Source organism: Luteibacter aegosomaticola, from assembly GCF_023078475.1.
Classification (GTDB): Bacteria; Pseudomonadota; Gammaproteobacteria; order Xanthomonadales; family Rhodanobacteraceae; genus Luteibacter; species Luteibacter aegosomaticola.
In genome coordinates this window covers 4,044,106-4,062,106 of the sequence record NZ_CP095741.1, presented here as the reverse complement: position 1 = coordinate 4,062,106, position 18,001 = coordinate 4,044,106, and the positions used below count along the sequence as shown (strand labels likewise).

At 63.0% G+C, this 18,001-nt stretch carries 26 protein-coding genes; 7 read left to right on the top strand and 19 right to left on the bottom strand.

The genetic code is table 11. The features are described 5' to 3' along the window. Window positions 1-8 precede the first annotated feature (8 nt). The 7 genes from tolR (at window position 9) to queC (ending at window position 5,833) form a co-directional block, all read left to right on the top strand. Window positions 9-458 carry a protein TolR gene (gene tolR, locus L2Y96_RS18295; RefSeq protein WP_247329064.1) on the top strand — a complete coding sequence of 150 codons (450 nt, stop codon included), beginning with the start codon at window positions 9-11 and terminating at the stop codon, window positions 456-458. After that, window positions 445-1,383: a cell envelope integrity TolA family protein gene (locus L2Y96_RS18290; RefSeq protein ID WP_247329062.1), complete on the top strand. Its 939-nt coding sequence runs from the start codon at window positions 445-447 to the stop codon at window positions 1,381-1,383. The genes tolR and L2Y96_RS18290 overlap by 14 nt, the downstream gene beginning before the upstream one ends. A 127-nt stretch (window positions 1,384-1,510) precedes the next feature. After that, complete coding sequence (gene tolB, locus L2Y96_RS18285) at window positions 1,511-2,827, top strand: Tol-Pal system beta propeller repeat protein TolB (RefSeq protein WP_247329060.1); 1,317 nt, start codon at window positions 1,511-1,513, stop codon at window positions 2,825-2,827. 255 nt (window positions 2,828-3,082) lie between these two features. After that, window positions 3,083-3,592 (top strand): peptidoglycan-associated lipoprotein Pal, encoded by a 510-nt coding sequence (gene pal, locus L2Y96_RS18280; protein ID WP_247329058.1) that lies wholly within the window; start codon window positions 3,083-3,085, stop codon window positions 3,590-3,592. Continuing rightward, window positions 3,592-4,437: a tol-pal system protein YbgF gene (gene ybgF, locus L2Y96_RS18275; RefSeq protein WP_247329056.1), complete on the top strand. Its 846-nt coding sequence runs from the start codon at window positions 3,592-3,594 to the stop codon at window positions 4,435-4,437. Before pal ends, ybgF begins: the two co-directional genes overlap by 1 nt. A gap of 4 nt (window positions 4,438-4,441) precedes the next feature. Next, window positions 4,442-5,134, top strand: coding sequence for a 7-carboxy-7-deazaguanine synthase QueE (queE, locus tag L2Y96_RS18270; RefSeq protein ID WP_247329054.1), 693 nt, complete (start codon window positions 4,442-4,444; stop codon window positions 5,132-5,134). A gap of 15 nt (window positions 5,135-5,149) precedes the next feature. After that, window positions 5,150-5,833, top strand: a complete 684-nt coding sequence (gene queC, locus L2Y96_RS18265; RefSeq protein ID WP_247329052.1) for a 7-cyano-7-deazaguanine synthase QueC — start codon at window positions 5,150-5,152, stop codon at window positions 5,831-5,833. A 400-nt stretch (window positions 5,834-6,233) separates the two neighbouring features. Here the strand turns inward: queC and L2Y96_RS18260 are convergent, their stop codons facing one another. The 19 genes from L2Y96_RS18260 to L2Y96_RS18170 all read right to left on the bottom strand — a co-directional run bounded on the left by L2Y96_RS18260 (window position 6,234) and on the right by L2Y96_RS18170 (window position 17,950). Further along, the gene (locus L2Y96_RS18260; protein WP_247329049.1) at window positions 6,234-7,178 is read right to left on the bottom strand and encodes a lipid II-degrading bacteriocin; all 945 of its coding nucleotides are present in this window, start codon (window positions 7,176-7,178) and stop codon (window positions 6,234-6,236) included. Window positions 7,179-7,437: 259 nt separating this feature from the next. Beyond that, entirely contained in the window at window positions 7,438-7,893 is a 456-nt protein-coding gene (locus L2Y96_RS18255; RefSeq protein ID WP_247329046.1) for a RidA family protein, read from the bottom strand. A gap of 74 nt (window positions 7,894-7,967) precedes the next feature. Continuing rightward, complete coding sequence (locus L2Y96_RS18250; protein WP_247329044.1) at window positions 7,968-8,384, bottom strand: hypothetical protein; 417 nt, start codon at window positions 8,382-8,384, stop codon at window positions 7,968-7,970. Window positions 8,385-8,406: 22 nt separating this feature from the next. Next, window positions 8,407-8,562 carry a hypothetical protein gene (locus L2Y96_RS18245; protein ID WP_247329042.1) on the bottom strand — a complete coding sequence of 52 codons (156 nt, stop codon included), beginning with the start codon at window positions 8,560-8,562 and terminating at the stop codon, window positions 8,407-8,409. 680 nt (window positions 8,563-9,242) lie between these two features. Beyond that, window positions 9,243-10,397 (bottom strand): site-specific integrase, encoded by a 1,155-nt coding sequence (locus L2Y96_RS18240; RefSeq protein ID WP_247329040.1) that lies wholly within the window; start codon window positions 10,395-10,397, stop codon window positions 9,243-9,245. Continuing rightward, on the bottom strand, window positions 10,394-10,609 hold the full coding sequence (locus L2Y96_RS18235) for a hypothetical protein (protein WP_247329038.1): 216 nt from the start codon (window positions 10,607-10,609) through the stop codon (window positions 10,394-10,396). Before L2Y96_RS18235 ends, L2Y96_RS18240 begins: the two co-directional genes overlap by 4 nt. Next, a complete protein-coding gene (locus L2Y96_RS18230) occupies window positions 10,606-10,953 on the bottom strand; it encodes a hypothetical protein (RefSeq protein ID WP_247329036.1) in 348 nt (115 codons plus the stop codon). Before L2Y96_RS18230 ends, L2Y96_RS18235 begins: the two co-directional genes overlap by 4 nt. Beyond that, entirely contained in the window at window positions 10,953-11,243 is a 291-nt protein-coding gene (locus L2Y96_RS18225) for a DUF1682 domain-containing protein (RefSeq protein ID WP_247329035.1), read from the bottom strand. The genes L2Y96_RS18230 and L2Y96_RS18225 overlap by 1 nt, the downstream gene beginning before the upstream one ends. Continuing rightward, entirely contained in the window at window positions 11,236-12,729 is a 1,494-nt protein-coding gene (locus tag L2Y96_RS18220) for an RNA-directed DNA polymerase (protein ID WP_247329033.1), read from the bottom strand. The genes L2Y96_RS18225 and L2Y96_RS18220 overlap by 8 nt, the downstream gene beginning before the upstream one ends. Then, on the bottom strand, window positions 12,618-13,052 hold the full coding sequence (locus L2Y96_RS18215; RefSeq protein ID WP_247329032.1) for a four helix bundle protein: 435 nt from the start codon (window positions 13,050-13,052) through the stop codon (window positions 12,618-12,620). Before L2Y96_RS18215 ends, L2Y96_RS18220 begins: the two co-directional genes overlap by 112 nt. A 21-nt stretch (window positions 13,053-13,073) precedes the next feature. Beyond that, entirely contained in the window at window positions 13,074-13,580 is a 507-nt protein-coding gene (locus tag L2Y96_RS18210; protein WP_247329030.1) for an Lcl C-terminal domain-containing protein, read from the bottom strand. Between the two features lie 31 nt (window positions 13,581-13,611). Further along, entirely contained in the window at window positions 13,612-13,818 is a 207-nt protein-coding gene (locus L2Y96_RS18205; RefSeq protein ID WP_247329029.1) for a hypothetical protein, read from the bottom strand. Window positions 13,819-13,966: 148 nt separating this feature from the next. Next, a complete protein-coding gene (locus tag L2Y96_RS18200) occupies window positions 13,967-14,584 on the bottom strand; it encodes a hypothetical protein (RefSeq protein ID WP_247329027.1) in 618 nt (205 codons plus the stop codon). 2 nt (window positions 14,585-14,586) lie between these two features. Beyond that, window positions 14,587-14,877 (bottom strand): hypothetical protein, encoded by a 291-nt coding sequence (locus L2Y96_RS18195; RefSeq protein WP_247329025.1) that lies wholly within the window; start codon window positions 14,875-14,877, stop codon window positions 14,587-14,589. After that, on the bottom strand, window positions 14,874-15,458 hold the full coding sequence (locus L2Y96_RS18190) for a hypothetical protein (protein WP_247329023.1): 585 nt from the start codon (window positions 15,456-15,458) through the stop codon (window positions 14,874-14,876). The genes L2Y96_RS18195 and L2Y96_RS18190 overlap by 4 nt, the downstream gene beginning before the upstream one ends. Continuing rightward, window positions 15,455-15,958, bottom strand: a complete 504-nt coding sequence (locus L2Y96_RS18185) for a hypothetical protein (RefSeq protein ID WP_247329022.1) — start codon at window positions 15,956-15,958, stop codon at window positions 15,455-15,457. Before L2Y96_RS18185 ends, L2Y96_RS18190 begins: the two co-directional genes overlap by 4 nt. Next, entirely contained in the window at window positions 15,955-17,325 is a 1,371-nt protein-coding gene (locus L2Y96_RS18180; protein ID WP_247329020.1) for a DNA-methyltransferase, read from the bottom strand. Before L2Y96_RS18180 ends, L2Y96_RS18185 begins: the two co-directional genes overlap by 4 nt. Next, window positions 17,322-17,522: a hypothetical protein gene (locus L2Y96_RS18175; RefSeq protein WP_247329018.1), complete on the bottom strand. Its 201-nt coding sequence runs from the start codon at window positions 17,520-17,522 to the stop codon at window positions 17,322-17,324. The genes L2Y96_RS18180 and L2Y96_RS18175 overlap by 4 nt, the downstream gene beginning before the upstream one ends. 23 nt (window positions 17,523-17,545) lie before the next feature. Next, on the bottom strand, window positions 17,546-17,950 hold the full coding sequence (locus tag L2Y96_RS18170; protein ID WP_247329016.1) for an Lcl C-terminal domain-containing protein: 405 nt from the start codon (window positions 17,948-17,950) through the stop codon (window positions 17,546-17,548). Window positions 17,951-18,001: the final 51 nt, after the last annotated feature.

Here is an 18,001-nt window from a genome sequence, read left to right as displayed (position 1 = left end):
CCGCCGCCATGGCCACGCGTAACGTCTACCGCCGTCACAAGCGGAAGCTGAAATCCGAGATCAACGTCGTGCCGTACATCGACGTGATGCTCGTGCTGCTGATCATCTTCATGGTCACCACGCCCATGATGAACCTCGGCGTGGATATCCAGCTGCCGCAGACCAATGCCAAGTCCCTGAAGGACAAGAAGGATCCGATCGTCGTCTCCGTGGACGAGCAGGGCCAGATCTACCTCACCGCCGAGGGCACCAAGCGCGAGCCGGTGAGCGTGGACGAGTTCACGAAGAAGATCACCGCGTTCCACGATGCCAACCCGGAAATCCAGGTGCTCCTGGCCGGCGACGAGCGCGTGGGCTACGGCAAGGTCTACCAGATCCTCCCGATCCTGCAGACCGCCGGCATTTCCAAGATCGGCCTGATGAGCCAGCCCCAGTCGGCCCAGAATGGAAAACCATAACGGCACGCCTCGCGCGGTCTTCCTGGCCGCGCTCCTGCATCTGGGCATCGTGGCCTTCCTGGCCATCGCGGTGATCCCCTGCTCGGACTACGAAAAGTGGGCTGATGCCATTGGCGTGCCCGCTGAATGGAACCCGATGAAGTGCCCGGCCCCGATCCTGCTGCCAGGCGAGATCATCGAGGCCTCGCTGGTCGGTCCCACGGGCGCGCCGCCGCCCAAGGCCACCAAGGCCAAGCCGGTGCCCGATACCGTCCCGCCGCCGCCGGTCACGCCGCCGCCGACGCCGCCTGAGCAGAAAGTGCCCGTGCCGACCCTGCCGCCGCCGCCCAAGCAGCCTGACCTGAAGGATCAGGAGAAGGTGGTGGACGATGCCGTGCAAAAGGCCGAGGACGCCAAGCAGATCCAGGAAGAGAAGCAGCGCCAGCGCCAGGCCGAGATCGATGCGCAGCAGGAAGAGAAGCGCAAAGAGAAGCAGAAGCAGATCGACGACATCTTCAAGCAGCTGGACGCCGCGTCCCAGAACACGAAGAAGGCCGATTCCGCGAAGAAGCAGGCCGAGCAGCAGCTGAAAGATCTGGCGAAGGCCAAGGACAACGGTCGCGAAGACCTGCCGTTCGCCGAGAACCCGCAGACGGGTCAGAACGGCAAGGACGACAGCAAGCGGGCGGCTTACATCGCCGCGATCCAGAACGCGGTGACGCAGAACTGGTTGCGCCCGGAGAATATTGGCAACGGCGCGTGCATCGTCCACGTCGTCCAGATTCCCGGCGGCCAGGTACTGAGCGCCAAGGTCGATTCGAGCTGCCCGTTTGACGGACCGGGCCGCGCCTCGCTGGAAAATGCGGTGCTGCGTGCCCAGCCGCTCCCGTACCAGGGCTTCGAGGACGTTTTCGAACGAAACCTCACCTTCACGTTCAGGCCGTAATGATGGATTCGCCCTCGGAAACCCTTCCGGGTCCGAGGGCGGTTCAGATGCGGGTCATTCAGGTTCCCCGGGGGCCGCTTACCATGCGGTCGCCACTACATCTCCACAGGTCGCAATGAATCAGCCCATGCGCAAGACGATATTCCGCTTCGCTGCCGCCCTCGTGGCGCTGGCAGCCCTCGTGGCCGGCCCCGCCGCCGCCCAGTCGCTCAACGTGGATATCGCCAAGGGCGTTGCCACGGCCACCCCGATCGCGGTGGTGCCTTTCGCCCAGGCAGGCGGTGCGCCGCTGCCCACGGACGTGGCCGATGTGATCCGCGCCGATTTCAACCGTTCGGGCAAGTTCCGCTCGCTCGATAAGGCCGACATCGTCGAGACCCCGTCGCAGGGTTCGGACATCAAGTTCGCCACCTGGCGCCTGCTCAAGCAGGATTACCTCACCATCGGCCGCATCAGCGATGCGGGCGGCGGCATGGTCAAGGTCGATTACGAGCTGTGGGACGTGAACCGCCAGCAGAGCCTGCTGGCCCAGTCGTTCACCGCCCCCTCTGGCGACCTGCGCGGCGTCGCCCACCAGATCGCCGACCAGATCTATGAAAAGATCACCGGCGTTCGCGGCGCGTTCTGGACCCGTATCGCCTACGTCACGGCGGTGGGTACCGGTAACAACACCACCTATTCGCTGATCGTGGCCGACTCGGATGGCTTCAATCCGCAGGTCGTGGCCCGCTCGCGCGAATCGCTGCTTTCGCCGGCCTGGTCGCCGGATGGCAGCAAGCTCGCCTACGTCTCGTTCGAAAGCGGCAATTCGGCCGTGTATGTGCAGAACATCTCCACTGGTTCGCGTAGCCTCGTGGCCTCGCATCCCAAGGGCATCAACTCCGCCCCGGCCTGGTCGCCGGACGGCAGCAAGCTCGCGGTGAGCCTGTCCTACGTGGGTAACCCGGAGATCTTCATCATCGACGTCGCCAGCCGTACCGAAACGCGGGTTACCAACAACTTCGCGATCGATACCGAGCCCACCTTCACCCCGGATGGCCAGAGCCTGATCTTTACCTCCGATCGCTCCGGCAAGCCCCAGCTCTACAAGACCTCCATTTCGGGCGGTAACGCCACCCGCATCACCTTCCAGGGCGGCTTCAACGCCAGCGCCTCGGTAAGCTTCGATGGCAAGCAGATTGCGATGGTGCAGGGCAACGGGAACGTGTATCGTATCGCTATCATGGACCAGAGTCTGGGCAACCAGGTGCGCTTCGTCTCCCCGGGTAACGTGGACGATTCGCCCAGCTTCGCGCCCAACGCCAGCATGCTGCTGTACGCCGCATCGCAGGGCACGCGCGGCGTCCTGTACGCGGTTTCGGCGGATGGCGCGGTGCGCCAGCGCCTGGTCCTGTCGGATGGCGACGTTCGTGAGCCGTCCTGGGGACCGTATCGACAGCGTTGATGGCGCGCCCTGAAAGGGGCCGCGACATCGGCAACGTCCCGGGAGGGCGCGGCATGTTCCGCGCCTTTCCTGCGGGCGAGAGAATAAAGGAACACCCGGCGATCGCCCTTCAAGGTGGCCGACGGAGCGCAGGCGAAGGGTGCGGGACAGCGCCCCGTCGACGTGGATGCAAGTAGAAAAACAGCCGGACAACCGGCGGTGTCTGTCCCGAAACCGTAAAAAACTGTCGGAACTCAACTGTTGAAGGAACGTCCCATGAATAAGACCGTTACCGTCGCCCTGGCTGCCCTGCTTTGCGTGGGTGCTGCCGCGTGCTCCAAGAAGAACACCAAGCCGGCTCCGCAGCCGGAAGCCCAGCCGATGGCTACCCAGACTGCGCCGACCAACGACGGCAAGTACAAGCCGGAAGACCTCGACACCGACGCTTGCCTGCGTCAGCGCGTCGTTTACTTCGACTTCGATAAGAACGAAGTGAAGCCGGAATTCCAGCAGATCATCGCTTGCCACGCCAAGTACCTGCAGGATCGTCCGCAGTCGGCCATGACCCTCGAGGGTAACACCGACGAGCGCGGCACCCGCGAGTACAACCTGGGCCTCGGCGAGCGCCGTGGCAATGCCGTCTCCAGCGCCCTCCAGGCTGCTGGTGGTTCGGCTGGCCAGGTCAACGTGACCTCGTACGGCAAGGAAAAGCCGGTGTGCAAGGAGCACAACGAGGATTGCTGGGCCAAGAACCGTCGCGTTGAGATCGTCTACACCGCGAAGTAATGAAGAAGTCTCTGGCTAAAAGTTTCACGGCCAGGCTTGGCGTGGCGGGCGCAATTGCGTCCGCCACGCTTTTTGCGTCTGTGGCCCCGGCTCAGGATCGCCTCAGCCTCGCCGACCGCGTCGCGCGGCTCGAGCAGCAGAACCAGGCCAATTCGGGCACGACGCAACTGGTGAACCAGGTCAACGACCTGCAGCAGCAGGTGGCCCAGCTCCAGGGCCAGATCGAAGAGCTGCAGCACCAGAACCAGCAACTCCAGGATTCCCAGAAGGCGCAGTACGCGGATGTCGATTCGCGGCTGGGTCGTCTTGAAAAAGGTGGTGCGCCCGCCGGCCAGCCGGCCGCGGCTGCCGGTCCGGCACCTCAGCAGCCTGCGCCCGCCGCGGCTGCATCGCAGCAGGCTGCCGCCCCGGCGCCGGCCGCCAGCACGGGTGGCAACAACCCGGGCGCCGCCTCACCGGCCGAACAGGCTGCCTACGATGCGGCGTTCAAATCGCTTCGCGGTGGCGACTACGTTACGGCCTCGCGTGGCTTCCGCGACTTCCTGGTGAAGTACCCGGAGAGCCCGCTCGCACCCAACGCCTATTACTGGCTGGGTGAGTCCTACTACGTCACCATGAACTATCAGGTGGCTATCGAAGCCTTCCAGCGCCTGGTGAAGAATTATCCCCAGAGCGACAAGGTCTCCGATGGCCTGCTCAAGGTCGGCTACTGCCAGATCGAACTGAAGCAGCAGGACGCGGCCGTGGCCACCCTGAAGCAGGTCTCGGCCAAGTATCCGGGTACCAAGGCCGCTGGCCTCGCACAGGAACGCCTGCGTCGCCTGCAGCGCCAGACGGCAAACTAAGCGTATGAACGGCAACACCGCAATTCCGGCGGATGTTCCGCCGGCTGCTCCCGTCCGGGAACGCCTGCGGATCACCGAGATCTTCCACTCCGTGCAGGGTGAGGCCGATGCCATCGGCTGGCCCACCGTGTTCGTGCGCCTTACCGGCTGCCCGCTACGCTGCGTCTGGTGCGATACCGAATACTCCTTCCACGGTGGGCAGTGGCACGATATCGATGCCATCGTCGCCGAGGTGGCCAGCCACGGGGCGAAACACGTCTGCGTCACCGGTGGCGAACCGCTCTCGCAGAAGCGCTGCCATATCCTGCTGCGCAAGCTGTGCGATGCCGGCCACGAGGTTTCGCTCGAGACCTCGGGCGCCCTCGATGTCTCCCAGGTGGATCCGCGTGTCCGCAAGGTCATGGACCTCAAGGCACCGGATTCGGGCGAGAGCGCCCGCAACCTGTGGTCCAACCTCGATCACCTGTTGCCGCACGACCAGGTCAAGTTTGTCATCGCCAGCCGCGGCGATTTCGAGTGGTCGCGCGATGTCGTCCGCGAGCATGGCCTCGATAGCAAGGCCATGGTGTTGTTCTCCCCGGTGTGGGGCAAGGTCGGTCCGCGTGAGCTGGCCGAATGGATCCTCGCCGAACGCCTGCCGGTGCGTTTCCAGCTGCAGCTGCACAAGCTGCTGTGGAACGACGCCCAGGGCCATTGATTCCAAGGTAACCGCATGAACGCTTCGAACACCCCCCGCAAGGCCGTCATCCTCGTGTCGGGCGGTATGGATTCCGCTGTCACGATCGCCATGGCGCGTGAGCAGGGCTTCGACGTGTATGCGCTCAGCGTCGCGTACGGCCAGCGCCATAGCTCCGAGCTGGAAGCCTCCGAGCGCGTATCGAAGCTGCTCGGTGCCGTTGCCCATAAGACCGTCGTCGTCGACCTGCGCAGCATCGGTGGTTCGGCACTCACCGCCGACATCGACGTGCCGGAAGAGGGTGGGGAAGGCATCCCGGTCACCTACGTGCCGGCGCGCAACACCATCATGCTCTCGATCGCACTGGGCTGGGCCGAAGTACTCGGTTCCAATGACATCTTCTGCGGTGTGAACGCCGTCGATTACTCCGGCTACCCCGACTGCCGCCCGGCCTTCATCGAAGCGTTCGAAACCCTCGCCAACGTGGCGACGAAGGCAGGCGTCGAAGGCGCCGGTATCCGCATCCACGCCCCGCTGATGAAGATGGGCAAGGGTGACATCGTCACCGAAGGCGTCCGCCTCGGCGTCGACTTCTCGGAAACCGTCAGCTGCTACCAGGCCGACGCCCAGGGCCGCGCCTGCGGCCACTGCGACGCCTGCCGCCTGCGCGCGGAAGGTTTCGCCAAGGCGGGCGTACCGGACAACACCCGCTACGTCTGACGCGCTCCAGAAGCCAATAAGCTTCGTTAAGAAAAAGGGCCCGGAAGGGCCCTTTTTTTGCGCAGTTGGAAAAATCACCAGGAAGAGCGCTATCCGCCAGATAGCTCGGTGTATCCGTCGCATTCGACAAGCGCGGTGTAGGTGTTGCTTCCGGGGACCTTAAACGGAACCATCCACATCGAACTCCCAAGTTGGGGAGCCCCAACGAGCTCGATGTCGTCTTCGGTAAGCGATGCTGCTGGCTTGGTGCCCAGTGGATCGTTAACTCGCATATGGGCTAGTACGTGCCCCTTGAGCTGATCAGATGTCCATGCCCTACATTCGGCGGTCACCGCTGGCGACGGCGTGCAAGACGGGATGAGCGCGATGAGTGCGGAGCCAACCGCTAGAGCACACCGTACTACCAACGAACACCTCCCCCTTCGACTGGCTCTGAGCCAACGATCTCGATCTGATAGTTTGTGTGGCCCAACGTGTTCCCGACGCCCTCCAGAAAGCTTGTCAGTGCCTCCTGGATAAACGGCCGGTTGCTTGCTCCGACGTCATAAGTGTCCTCAGCGAGCGAGAACGAGCCACGAAAGTGGTACGAATGGTCCGCTCGGATCTCTAGATCGCCGTTCACCCAGCCACGAACACGCCCAAGAAGGCCGGCAGCCCATACATCGGCCACGCCACGGTCAAAGATGTTGTGCTCGAATGGGCCAGAGATGACGTAGTTCCCGGGGCCGTTGAGAGCATTCTTCAAAATCTCATCGACCGGTTCGAAATCCCTCGGAACAAGGTGAAGGCCCAGCGAGCTGATGCGAACGCGACGCTTCTTGCCGCCACCGGCTACGTAGTAGTACATCCCAGACGCAAACATGAGCGGTGTACCCCAGAAGTCGTACGAAGGGTCTTCGACTCGAATAGGGTAGTTTCCGGCGTGTGTGACGTAGAGCCCCGCAAGTGCTGTGATCGACAATCGACCATCCGGGCCGATGAGGCCGCCATCGTTGCAGGATATGGGGCGGTTGTAGCCTTCACTCAGAACGACCTGAAAATCCTTCCAGATTGACAACTGTCCAAGCACGAAATTTCCGGTGCGGGCGCTCAGACCCTGAAAGAAAGCCTCTGCCGTAGCGATTGGATCGCCGGTCTGAGCGGCCGCAAAAACCTTTGGGCCATTCGTCATGGCGGCTTGCCCGAAGAACTCTGGATTCTGCGGCGGGAGGCCTGGAACGCCAGGCGGCGTAACCGGACCCGGATTGAACAGCTTGTTGTTGTAGCTCGCATTGTCGCCAAGTCCGTAGTACGGATCGTGCGTGAAACCGAAAACCGGTACGGGCGATAGATTTACAGCTGACATACGTCCTCCCTTGTTGTGTGACGTATCAGCCATGCTATGGAGGGAGCTGTGCCGTTCTAAGCAGCGTATGCCAGTGATTTGTGACGGTGCGATTCCATGGCGCGCGTAGTCCTTTTCTGACTCAAGATCGCAGTGAACTAGCCGGGCGCCGAAAGGCAGACGCCGGCGGGAGCACCGGGCAGCATCCGTTACATTCTGGCGTCTCAATCATCACCTGCGTACGCAACCGGAGTTCTTCCCGACCGCCTTGTCTCGTGCCTCAGCCGGTAAGGCTAAAGATGCTGTCGATCTCGACAGGTATCCCCATCGGTAGGGAATGCACGCCGAGCGCACTTCGCGCCGGCAACACGTCGGCGCCGAAGAGATCGCGGACCAGATCGCTAGCGCCGTCAGCCACCTTCGGATGGGCTTCAAAGGAAGGAACGGCACGGACGTAGACAGTCAGGCGAAGACAGCGTGCAATGCGATCAAGGCCGCACTCTTTCTCAAGACTCGCCAGGATCATCAGCATGGTGAGCCTGGCCGCATCCTGAGCCTCGGCCAAGGTCATGTCATCCCCGACGAGCCCGCGTACGAGCTTGCCATCCTTGACTGGCCCCAGGCCTGAGACAAAGACCTGGGGTCCCTCGGTGGTCACCACAGCGTACGAGCCGAGTGCCGGGAACGGCGGCGGCAAGGTGTAGCCCAACTCGCGGAGCTTTTCGATGCGTGTCATGGGGCGTCCTCGACCTAGCGTTGGTCCGTTCGGAACATACCTTATCTGTCGCGGTCACGCGTACGCAGGGTGAGCTACTGCATACCAGCGTGTAGCGCGTTGGCGATGACGGGCTTTAGCAGCCAGCAAAGAAGACCGATGATCGTGGCCAGGGCCGCGAGCACCAGATTGGAGACGTAGTCCTTGGAGGCGCGTTGAAGCAACTTCTCTTCGATCCGAGCGACGGCTCGTCCAATCATCGAAATCGAATCGTCGATTCGTATGAAGCGTTCGTCGATTCGTGTGAAGCGTTCGTCGATACGTATGAAGCGTTCGTCGATACGCTTGAACTGCTCATCGTTCCTCGCCGATAACGCGGCGACTTCACTCTTTACTTCTGTGATTCGGCCATCGAGGCGCTTCACGACTTCGTGGAACTCCGCGCGCGTCACCAGCTTGCTGATGGTCTTGCGAAGGTCGGAGTGCGTGACGAAGGATTCCCGGCGATTCATGGGCATAAGGACTCCGTAGTGATCAAGTGGCGCAATCGGACGTGGCGCGAAGAGTCATGCTGATGACGGCGCTGAACCACCCGGCGATCGCCAGGATGAGGACCATGCCGTAGATCAGTCCGACAAACATGCCGCTGAATGCGTTCCAGGCGTACCTGCCTTTGTCGCGAAACATCATGTGTGATCTCCATCGCTGCGTGGGATTTCACACTACTACCTGTTCCAGTGGGCGCTTCGTGCGCCAACGCCGCGACCGCATGTGGGTAGCTTCCGCACGCGTTGTAGGCGAACCGTTTAATGCCACAACGAGCGTCGATGTCATGGCCATAAAAAAAGGGCCCTAGGGCCCCTTATTTATCCGCCTCTCGTGCTGTTGATCATGCTGAGGTCTCCGTGTGGGGTGGTGATTGAATAGAGGCTACTTGGCGTGCGCGATGAACGTCACGTAGTCCGTCGGGGGGTAAGTTCACGAACTCGCCTAAGCCAATGATTTCACCAGCATCTGCATCGACCCTTGCGCCCACGGTTCTGGCACCAAGGATCTTCGTGCCAACGCTTGGCGTGAGAATCACCTTAGAGTCAGTGCAATCGATGCACACGAAGACCTCCCCGACGAGAGCTCGTTAGGAAAGGAGGTGGCGTAAGAGCGAGTGTCAGAGGGCGGGAGCGCAAGAAGGAGGCAACAGCCTCGGCGCGCCAGGCTCCGATGCAAAATGGTGGGTCGTGACGGATTCGAACCGTCGACCTACGGATTAAAAGTCCGGTGTAGTCTTCAACGATTCCGAGTACTTACAGTAATTAATTTTACGGATTTTCCCCGGAAGCGATTCAACTTTTTCAATCGCTTGGCGGCGACTTTTACGGGGCGATTTTGGCAGATCCAGCGGCTGGAACGATCGGTAGACTGAGGTCGTAGACGTCCATCATCGATTCTGTGCGATGCCCGCTACCTTCCTGTTTATCAGCGCGATTCCCCGCCGTGTCCGTCACGCCGCGGCGTTTCAGATCGTGGAGGCCAAACCAGTCTTCCTCGGTGATTACATTCTCGCGGATAGCGCGCTTCTTGATGCGCTGCCACGCCGAGTCGAGGCTGCTTTTCTTCAGCGCGCCGCCATGCTCTGCCACGACTAGCGGGCGGTTTTCGGCTCGGATCGGCACAGGCATTCCCGCAGCTTTCCAGATGGCGTCCCGGTAGCGAATGAGTGCGTCCCAGGCCATGCGTAGCCGCGGAGTCCAGGCAACGATGTTGTCTCGGCTGCCCTTACGCCGATTGGTCTGGATCCCTGCCTCGAGACCATGGCTCTCTGGAAGCGTGACCACCTCGATACCACGGAGGCGGCACAGGTAAGCAATGTCGGCGATCGCCCAGAGATAGGGCGGACAGCTTCCCTTAATGCGTGCCTGTAGTTGTCCGCCTTCGTAGGCCATCCTGACGAGCGCGGCCATAACTTCGGGGCGCGGGAGCCTGCGTTGCTTTCGCTCCGTCGCCTGGGCTGTTCCCTTAACTGGGTTCACCGCCACGAAACCGCGGCGGACTGCCCAGGAGTAGACCAGACGAAGGTAGCGCATCAGGTGGTTCGCCTTCGTTGGAGTACCCTCTCCAGCGATCTTGTCGACCAGGCGCTGGAAGAACGCGGTATTCAGGCGACCATAGTCCAAGGCACCCAGGGTGCTCCCATCCTTGAGGGCTAGCGTGCGAACTAGTTCTCGCTGGCGCCCGTAATCGGACTGTGTCCGTATCGACAGGGCGGTGAACACATGGCTGGTGTGGTACTGATCGAGGAGCCAGTTGAGCGCTTTTCGATCGACACCACGAATCGTCTCCATTGCCAAATGAAGGTCGGACATCAGCGCATCGGCGCCGGCGACCTTCTGACGCCTCGGCTTGGGCGCACGGTGGATCGTGTACCAGACGCGATCGCGGGCGTCCCAGTAACACCCTACCGGCAGCTTCGCCTGGTCGATGTGCTCGGGGATGGTGCGGTCTTTCTTGCGGGGGCGACCTCGCGTCACAGCAGATCCTCTGGCCGGTAGGCGTCATCGTTTCCGGCCGATCCTACGCCCATCGAGGCGTTGAGCGCCTCCAGAGTGGTCCAGGGACCCTCGGCACCATCCTTGACACGGATGCCTTGCGCACTTGCCCACCGCTTCACCGCTGCCGGCTGCTGAAGCCCGGACAGGCGCCGAAGTTCCGCCGCGTCGATGATGTGGTGATTTACGCTCACGACTTAGCCGCCTCCTGTCCTGCTCGCCACTCCGCCCAGCTCGGGTGGGTGGATTTGTGGTTCAGCCATTCCGGTGTGTCCGGCGTGGGCATGAAGGTGCCACCGTGGTTCCAGTAGCACTTAGCGCATAGCCGGGCGTCGCCGCGGCGATCGCCCGCGTACATCCGGTGCTCGTCGCAGAAGTACAAGCCGCAGCCGTGCTCGCCGCCGTAGGGTTCGCTTCCGCACACGAACGACAGCCCACGGTCGATGCTGGCGCCACAGCCTGGGTGGTCGCATATCGCCGGCACGCCGTAACCGATGTCGCGCTTCCACTCGTCGTCGTAGCCGATAGACCAGCCCATCACCGATCTCCCTTGCGAAAGAAAACACCGAGTGCGCCGGCGGCAGCCAGCACACCACTTCCGGGGATAGAAACTAAGTGCCCGAGCAAGGCGGCTTCGCCTTGCGCGATAGCGATCCTTCGTTGCTTCTCCTCTGGCGACAGCTTCGCCCAGCGCTCCGCAATCCGCTGCTGACGCAGCGTTTCAGCTTCCTCTGCGCGCCGAATCGCTTCCGCCCGCTCCTGAGCAATGGCCTCTATGGCAGAGGCCACGCGCTGCTCACGCGGTCCACGGCGCTTGGCTTCACCCACGACTCACCTCCTTCGTTTGTATCGCTACCGATCGCCCTTCGAGCGCCACGGCAAATCGAATGGGTCGGCCAACAGCAGCAAGCCATGTATAGCGCCGCAGGAAGCGCTCTCTGAGACGGTGCGTGTTCGCATGCCGCATATGCCCTTCGTAGCTGGCCCAGATCGACCGCGCTCCCCGGAATTCCTCAGGCGTCGCTGTGACGTTACCTTCGCGCACGCGTCGGGCAGCCCAGGCGCTCAGTGCTTCGTTGGCATGAGCCAGTACGCGTGCCCGGACCCGGGTATGGGTCGGGTAGATCACGTACCCGAGAAAGTCGATGCCGGTGGTCAGTGGGCGGAGGCGCACGTCGGCCTTGAGGGAAAGGCGCAGTTCCTTCCCGAGAAATTCCTCGATGTCCCTCTTCCAGCCTTCCAACACCGAGCGATCGCGGTGGACCAGAACGAAGTCGTCCACATAGCGCACGTACCGCGGCGCCTTGAGGGTGTGCTTCACGAACTGGTCCAGCCGGTCGAGGTAGACGTTGGCGAAAAACTGGGACGACAGGTTGCCGATCGGGAGCCCACAGCCTGGCGGCGCGTTCTCCAGCCGCTTGTGCGGCGGAACGAGTTCGCGGTCGGCCCGGCTGGCCTGATGCACGATGCCCTGCCGCGATACCGGCTGGCGGAGCAGGGCGTGCACCACGTGCATGGCCGAGGCGGATATGCCGGCACGCTGAAGCCGCGCCTTGAGCATTCGGTATAGCGTCGGCCGGTGGATCGAGTTGAAGAAGTTGTGCACGTCGAGCTGTAGATACCAGCCACCGCCCTGGCCGCTGTGAACGGCGCGGACCATGGACTTCACCCGTTCGATGGCCGCATGCGTGCCCTTGCCGCGCCGGTTGGCATAGCTGTCATGGATGAACGTAGGCTCGTAGATGCGCTCGATCTGAGGGACGAGCCAGTGGTGAACGATCCTGTCGCCGAAGTCGGGAGCGTGGATCTCACGCGCCTTCGGCCGCTTCGCGATGAAGCAGGCTGCTGGTGCGGGCGACCAGGTACAAGCGTTGATCTGGTGGGCGAGGTTCAATAGGCCATCGGCCCAATTGGCCTCGAAACGCATCTGGTTGGTGCTGGCGCGCTTGTTACGACGAGCGGCCTTATGGGCGTGGAACATATCGCTGAAGGTGGCGGCATCCTTGCCATGTCGGACACCCCGACACTCACCGGCCGGCGACGACGACCGCACCGCGCGCACGAACGCGTTGTTGTTGTCACGGTGGTTGTTGTTGACGTTGCCGTTGTTGAAATTGACGATCCAGGCGTAGGCCGGAGCCGACGCATCCCCATCCGCTTGCGAGCCGGTCGAGCATCCGTTCTGGTGGTAGCGCGACTTCCTCATCGATTGACCTCCCGTTTCGAGGTGGGACGGGTACTCAGTATCTGGGAACGCTTCGCCTGTCCTGTGGACGGCGAATTCTGCCCTTGAGGGTGAAATTGGCGGTTCCATCCGCCAACCTGCTTGCCTAGGTCGCGCGCCACGAGGAACAGAGCCTCGAACTGTCCGAGGCTCCGGAATGCGCGGATACGCTGACCGATCTGCAACTCGCCCTTGAGGTTGTCCACCTCCCGTACCAGATTGGCCAGTGCGCGGGCACGGGTCGCCTTGTATCGCCACGCATCGAGCGCGACGCGATAGACGGCCCTTGCCTGCGTGCGCAGCTCATTGCCGAACGAATACCGGTGCGCACGCGGGAACGTGGCCACGGCAAGCTCCGTGTCGGCGAGCATGCGCTCGGCTAGCTTGATAACGGGAGGGAGGACGAAGCTCATGGGAGGATCACCAAGGTTCGATTACTGACCGGCCGGCGACGACGACCGCACCGCGCGCACGAACGCGCCGCCGCTGCCACGGTGGAGGCCGTTGACGTCGCCGTAGGCGAAGAGGACGAACCAGGCGTAGGCCGGAGCCGACGCGACAGCCGTGCTGCTCCAGTACCAGGACGAGTCGCACGCGAATACAGGATCGATGGCCGGATCGCTACGGGTCAGGTCGAGGATCGATTCGAGCTCTTCGCGGGTCGGCATGCGCCAATCGGCGTGGCCACCAAGGCGGCATTCCGCCACGGCCTTCTCGGCCTTCTCGAAGTTGCCCTTGGCGCCGACGTTCGCCTGGGACCACATCAGTCCGGTCTTCGAATCGGTGACGATCGATCCATCCTCAGAGACGGAAAAACGGGTGGCGTCGTCGGCGTGAGGTGCGAAGCCAGTTGCGTACTGCAGGTCGGCCGGAAGGACGCTGAGAAGGGCGCGCGGCGAGCCGATATGGATGTTGAGCGTGTGGATGTTGACGGAAGACATGCAGGGTTCCTTTCGTGCGTGGCTGTGAGGGTCAGGCCTGATCGGCCGTTTGCTGCTTTGCCTGCTCGATAGCGGCGCCGAGCTTGGCGTATAGGGTTTCAGCTGCTTCGAGGGACATGGGCTGGTAAGCCGCGCCGACGAAGACGAGGATGCGATCGCCGCTGATGGCGACAGCGGGTCGGAATGTCTCGGGCGTCATCGCGTAATGCCCCTGGCCTTGCAGACGTGCTTCGCCCATTTCCACGCGCCGGCCAGGGTCAACGACTCGACAACAACGCCGCCGTCGTGTGACAGCTGATACCGGGTGAAGCCATGCTGGTCGCGGATCATGCGGATACGAGTCTTCCGCGTGCTGCTCGACCTGGGACGGATGGGCTGGTCCATGGTCAGGCAGCCTCGTTCGAGTAGTTGGAGGCGTCGAACTGCTGGATTGCCCAGACGATGGCGTGGCAGTTCCAGAGGAAGCGACGGGTGTATCGCTCACCTGCCAGCTCATAGGCGTCTTCAAGGCGAAATGTCGGGGAAATTCCGTCATCACTGAACTCGAAGGCGTAGGCGGCGGGCATGGCTTCATACTCGCTTTCGCTGCATTCCAGCACCTGCGTGCGAAGCTCCTGCCAGCACTTTCGCCTTGCCCCGAACTCATAGCTTTCACGCCACCAGTCCCTGAACCGCTGAACTACGTTCTGACGGAACGATCGCTCATCCCATTCCTTGATGCCTCCCGTCCGATCTTGCGCCTCGACCTTTTCTTGCCAGTACGACGGATTGATCCGCCCATCAGGGCTGCGGAAGAACTGGAACATGTCGGTTAGCCGAGAGAAGACGTACGTTCCGCAGTCTCCCTGGATGCACAGCGTGCCGGGCCAGGTGATCACGTCGAAGCCGTTGATGTACGACTCCCCGCCGCGACGGAAGCGCAGGTGGCGATGCACACCATCCACGCGTACCACCTCCATGGTGTGAGACGCAACGTCCCGCAGGAAATAGTCCTTGATGTCCATCGTCAGTCTCCTGTCTTCGACGATGCGAGGGACTTCTCGCGCGCGACGGCTCGGCGGTGCATCTCTTCGGCGAAGAGCCGCTTCGGCTCCTCCCAAGTCGTCGTGCCGACGGCATGCAGCAGTGCCATCGTCAGTTCGTCGGTGCCAAGCGTCGGCGCCGAGACAGCGAGCGGCACGGCCAGAACCACCTTTGAAGGGTCGTCGGCTTCGACGGCAACGAAGCCTGCCTCGTACATGTGGCGGCGGTCCTCGGGAGACAGCTGCCCGCGAGGGAAAACGATCACCTGTTTCATTCGGTCACCTGTACTTCGTGGGCCTTGGCTGCGCCGTCGTAGGCGGTCTTCAGGCGGTCGATAAGGGCTGGCGCTTCGGGGCTTTCGTCGGAAAGCAGGCGCGCATGGGCTTCGCGGTAGGCGGCGGTGCAGTCACGGAACGAGTCGTCCTGGTTGACGCCGAGGACTTCCCACCAGTTGTCGCGCTGGGTCGTCACGGTCTGACGCGCGGCTATGGTCGAAGGCACGGCATGCGCAGGCGGCGCGGCGACGGGCATAGCCGTCACACCCTGACGAGGCGCGCACACCGGATCCGGGCCCTTGAGCTCGGCAGCCAACCCGACCAGCCACCAGGCAGTGGAACCGCCGCGGCGATCGTCGCGGATGGCCTTGCCGGCGTCCTGCAGAACTCGCATGTGGCGCCTGGTCTGCGGGATGGACAGGTCGGCCTCGTCGGCAATGTCCTTCAGCACGGCGCCGTGCTGCACCGCGGTTCGGTCGCCGGCACGCAGTGGCTCGCTGGCTACGGCGCGCGCGATGGCACGCACGCACGCGCGGCGCACGGCCTTCTCGAAGTCTTCGGGGGAAATGGTGGTGGTCATGCTGCGATTCCTGAGGCCGCGTGCGGCGGCCATACCCAGATGTACTTGTCCCGACCTTGGCGGCCGGTGCGTTTGTCGTTCCCGCTGTGCGAGTAGCCAGCGCGGGCCCAGCCGTCGAAACGGTAGGTATTGCCCGTGTGGAGATCCGCGTCCTGGTAGCTGATGGCTGCCGCAACGCCGAGGCCGGGGAAGACCACCTCGCGCCATAGGCGCAGGGCTACGCGGCACGCCCACGGCTCACGAGCGCAGAGGCGGCTCAGTTCGACCGCATTGGCCCGGGTCAGGTGACCGAGTCCCCCGCCCACGCGCTCACGGATGAGGCTCGACGTGCAGGCGATCGCCACCGGCTCCCCGTGCACGAACAGGGCGTGACAGTGGAGCGCTGCGCTGTTGCCGCGCAGGAGCGCTCCCATCTTGTGGCCCCATGCCTCGAGCAGCTCGTTGGCCTTGGCCAGCGGCACGGTCTCGAACGAAGCGGCGGGGAACATGCTCGCCGTCATGCCGCAGATTCCTTGAACAGGTCGGCCTGGGCGGCGCCCTGGGCCACATCACTTTCGGCTGAGGCAATACGTGCAGCCGCAATCGCGGCATAGGCTCGGTCCATCTCGATGCCTATGAAGCGGCGGTTTTCGAGCACGGCGCCGCGTCCAGTGCTTCCGGATCCCATGAACGGATCTAGAACCGTGCCACCGGCCGGAGTCACCAGGCGGCACAAGTACCGCATCAGTTCGGTCGGCTTGACGGTCGGATGGAAGTTTCCGTTCCGCGCCTCCCAGTCGGCGTCCTCGCAATCGCGCATTGTCGCGTTCGTGCCGACGGCCAGCGTGGCGCTGGCGCCCAGCCCGGCATTTCGGTCGGCCCGAGTGGTCTTAGCGCAATAGAAGAAGCGAGCCGCGCTGCCGGCGTCGCTGCGCGCCTTGTGGTCGAGCGCCGGACGCATTCCTCCGAAGATGCCATTGGGGCTTTGGCGGCATGCTGCGTGATTTGAGAGGTCGCCTTGTTGACCTGGTGCATCGGGAAATGCACCCACGATCACATCGCTGCCATCGTGGATGACGTTTGCTGGCCAGCGTCCGGGCGGCTGCACGAACTCGCCCGCGGCCGTTGCCCCAGGCCGATTCATTCCAGTCGGGCTCATCGCGGGCGAGGTGGAGCGGGCGCCCTTGCTGTTGTACGCGCCACCAGAGAGGTCCTCGCTGGTCGGAACGCGGCACGCGGCGATGTTCAGACCGCCTGTCCCATGAGCCTCGAAGTTGGCCGCTTGGGTCCCGATTAGCGGCTTTCGGGCCATGATTATCGGCTCGTGCGCAGGCTTCAGCGCCGTGCCACCCCATTCGCCGTTCTTCGACTTAGGGAAGCCCGAGCCGTAGATCCACATGATCGTGTCGCGGATCTCCCAACCGGAATCCTCGAGCGCTGCGGTGAGTCGGTGATACGTACGGGATCCGCCGAAAGCGAGTAGATACGCGCCTGGCTTGGCGACCCTTAGCAATTCGGTTGCCCATACCTGGCACCACGCCTGGAACGCTCGCATTTGGACTGCAGCGTGGTTAGGGAAAGATGGATGCTCGCAGGAGCATTTTCGCGGTCCGTTGCGATACTTATCGCCTCCGCAGTTTTCGCACGTGGGATTTCCGTTTGCACCGAATGCGGGCGTTCCGCGCTTATGTCGAAAAGGCGTGCCATCCGGCTGGCCAAAACCTGAGACTTTTCCACCCGCTGAATCCTGCTCTTTCCACGGGGCATCCCAGTCCTTCCCCATAAACTCGAGGCCGTAGGGCGGATCGGTAACTACCGCGTCCACGCTGTTCTCCGCCAGAGTGCGCAGGACTTCGCGGCAATCACCGGTGAGGATCGTGGCTTTCATGCGGTTGCTGGCGCTCCTGCGTTAGTCGGAAGGTCGGGATTGGTGCCCCATGCGGGGCGAAGCTCGGGCCACGGGTTGCTTGTCTCGATGCAGCGCCGGTGGGCGAAGCGGCCGCGCACCCCGTTGTCCCAGTGCTCGCGCTGCTGGGTGGACTGGTTGTCGAACCAGCCGGAGAACATGTCGGGTGTGCGCGGCATGAGAGGGTCAGTACGAAGTTCGATTACTGACCGGCCGGCGACGACGACCGCACCGCGCGCACGAACGCGTTGCCGTAGCCACGGTGGCCGTAGCCGACGTCGCCGAGGTAGAAGCCGACGACCCAGGCGAAGGCCGGAGCCGACGCGACGGGCGTGCTGGACCACACCCAGTCGTACTCGCCCGACTCAAACGCGTTGGTGTCGATCGCAGGCTTGAAGCGCTCGTGGTCGACTAGGGCGAAGAGCTCCTTGACCGTCGGCAGGCGCCAATCGGAGAAGCCACCGAACTGCTGCTCGTTGAGCTTGGCAACGGCGGCTTCAGCGTCCTCGTAATTCACCTCACCCTCGGTAGCGTAGCCACGCGTCCAGATGAGGCCGCTGACGGCGTCGGTGGTGATGCCGGTCGTGCTGGTGTCGAAACGGTCCATGGAGATTCCTTGCCGGCCGTGCCGGCGTTGTTGAATGGGTGCCCGGATAGG

Bases quoted from the DNA above. Each gene is read 5' to 3' on its own strand.
- tolR (WP_247329064.1), top strand. From the start codon at position 9: ATGGCCACGCGTAACGTCTACCGCCGTCACAAGCGGAAGCTGAAATCC.
- L2Y96_RS18290 (WP_247329062.1), top strand. From the start codon at position 445: ATGGAAAACCATAACGGCACGCCTCGCGCGGTCTTCCTGGCCGCGCTC.
- tolB (WP_247329060.1), top strand. From the start codon at position 1,511: ATGCGCAAGACGATATTCCGCTTCGCTGCCGCCCTCGTGGCGCTGGCA.
- pal (WP_247329058.1), top strand. From the start codon at position 3,083: ATGAATAAGACCGTTACCGTCGCCCTGGCTGCCCTGCTTTGCGTGGGT.
- ybgF (WP_247329056.1), top strand. From the start codon at position 3,592: ATGAAGAAGTCTCTGGCTAAAAGTTTCACGGCCAGGCTTGGCGTGGCG.
- queE (WP_247329054.1), top strand. From the start codon at position 4,442: ATGAACGGCAACACCGCAATTCCGGCGGATGTTCCGCCGGCTGCTCCC.
- queC (WP_247329052.1), top strand. From the start codon at position 5,150: ATGAACGCTTCGAACACCCCCCGCAAGGCCGTCATCCTCGTGTCGGGC.
- L2Y96_RS18260 (WP_247329049.1), bottom strand. From the start codon at position 7,178: ATGTCAGCTGTAAATCTATCGCCCGTACCGGTTTTCGGTTTCACGCAC.
- L2Y96_RS18255 (WP_247329046.1), bottom strand. From the start codon at position 7,893: ATGACACGCATCGAAAAGCTCCGCGAGTTGGGCTACACCTTGCCGCCG.
- L2Y96_RS18250 (WP_247329044.1), bottom strand. From the start codon at position 8,384: ATGAATCGCCGGGAATCCTTCGTCACGCACTCCGACCTTCGCAAGACC.
- L2Y96_RS18245 (WP_247329042.1), bottom strand. From the start codon at position 8,562: ATGATGTTTCGCGACAAAGGCAGGTACGCCTGGAACGCATTCAGCGGC.
- L2Y96_RS18230 (WP_247329036.1), bottom strand. From the start codon at position 10,953: ATGGGCTGGTCTATCGGCTACGACGACGAGTGGAAGCGCGACATCGGT.
- L2Y96_RS18220 (WP_247329033.1), bottom strand. From the start codon at position 12,729: ATGGAACCGCCAATTTCACCCTCAAGGGCAGAATTCGCCGTCCACAGG.
- L2Y96_RS18215 (WP_247329032.1), bottom strand. From the start codon at position 13,052: ATGAGCTTCGTCCTCCCTCCCGTTATCAAGCTAGCCGAGCGCATGCTC.
- L2Y96_RS18210 (WP_247329030.1), bottom strand. From the start codon at position 13,580: ATGTCTTCCGTCAACATCCACACGCTCAACATCCATATCGGCTCGCCG.
- L2Y96_RS18205 (WP_247329029.1), bottom strand. From the start codon at position 13,818: ATGGGCGAAGCACGTCTGCAAGGCCAGGGGCATTACGCGATGACGCCC.
- L2Y96_RS18200 (WP_247329027.1), bottom strand. From the start codon at position 14,584: ATGGACATCAAGGACTATTTCCTGCGGGACGTTGCGTCTCACACCATG.
- L2Y96_RS18195 (WP_247329025.1), bottom strand. From the start codon at position 14,877: ATGAAACAGGTGATCGTTTTCCCTCGCGGGCAGCTGTCTCCCGAGGAC.
- L2Y96_RS18190 (WP_247329023.1), bottom strand. From the start codon at position 15,458: ATGACCACCACCATTTCCCCCGAAGACTTCGAGAAGGCCGTGCGCCGC.
- L2Y96_RS18185 (WP_247329022.1), bottom strand. From the start codon at position 15,958: ATGACGGCGAGCATGTTCCCCGCCGCTTCGTTCGAGACCGTGCCGCTG.
- L2Y96_RS18180 (WP_247329020.1), bottom strand. From the start codon at position 17,325: ATGAAAGCCACGATCCTCACCGGTGATTGCCGCGAAGTCCTGCGCACT.
- L2Y96_RS18175 (WP_247329018.1), bottom strand. From the start codon at position 17,522: ATGCCGCGCACACCCGACATGTTCTCCGGCTGGTTCGACAACCAGTCC.
- L2Y96_RS18170 (WP_247329016.1), bottom strand. From the start codon at position 17,950: ATGGACCGTTTCGACACCAGCACGACCGGCATCACCACCGACGCCGTC.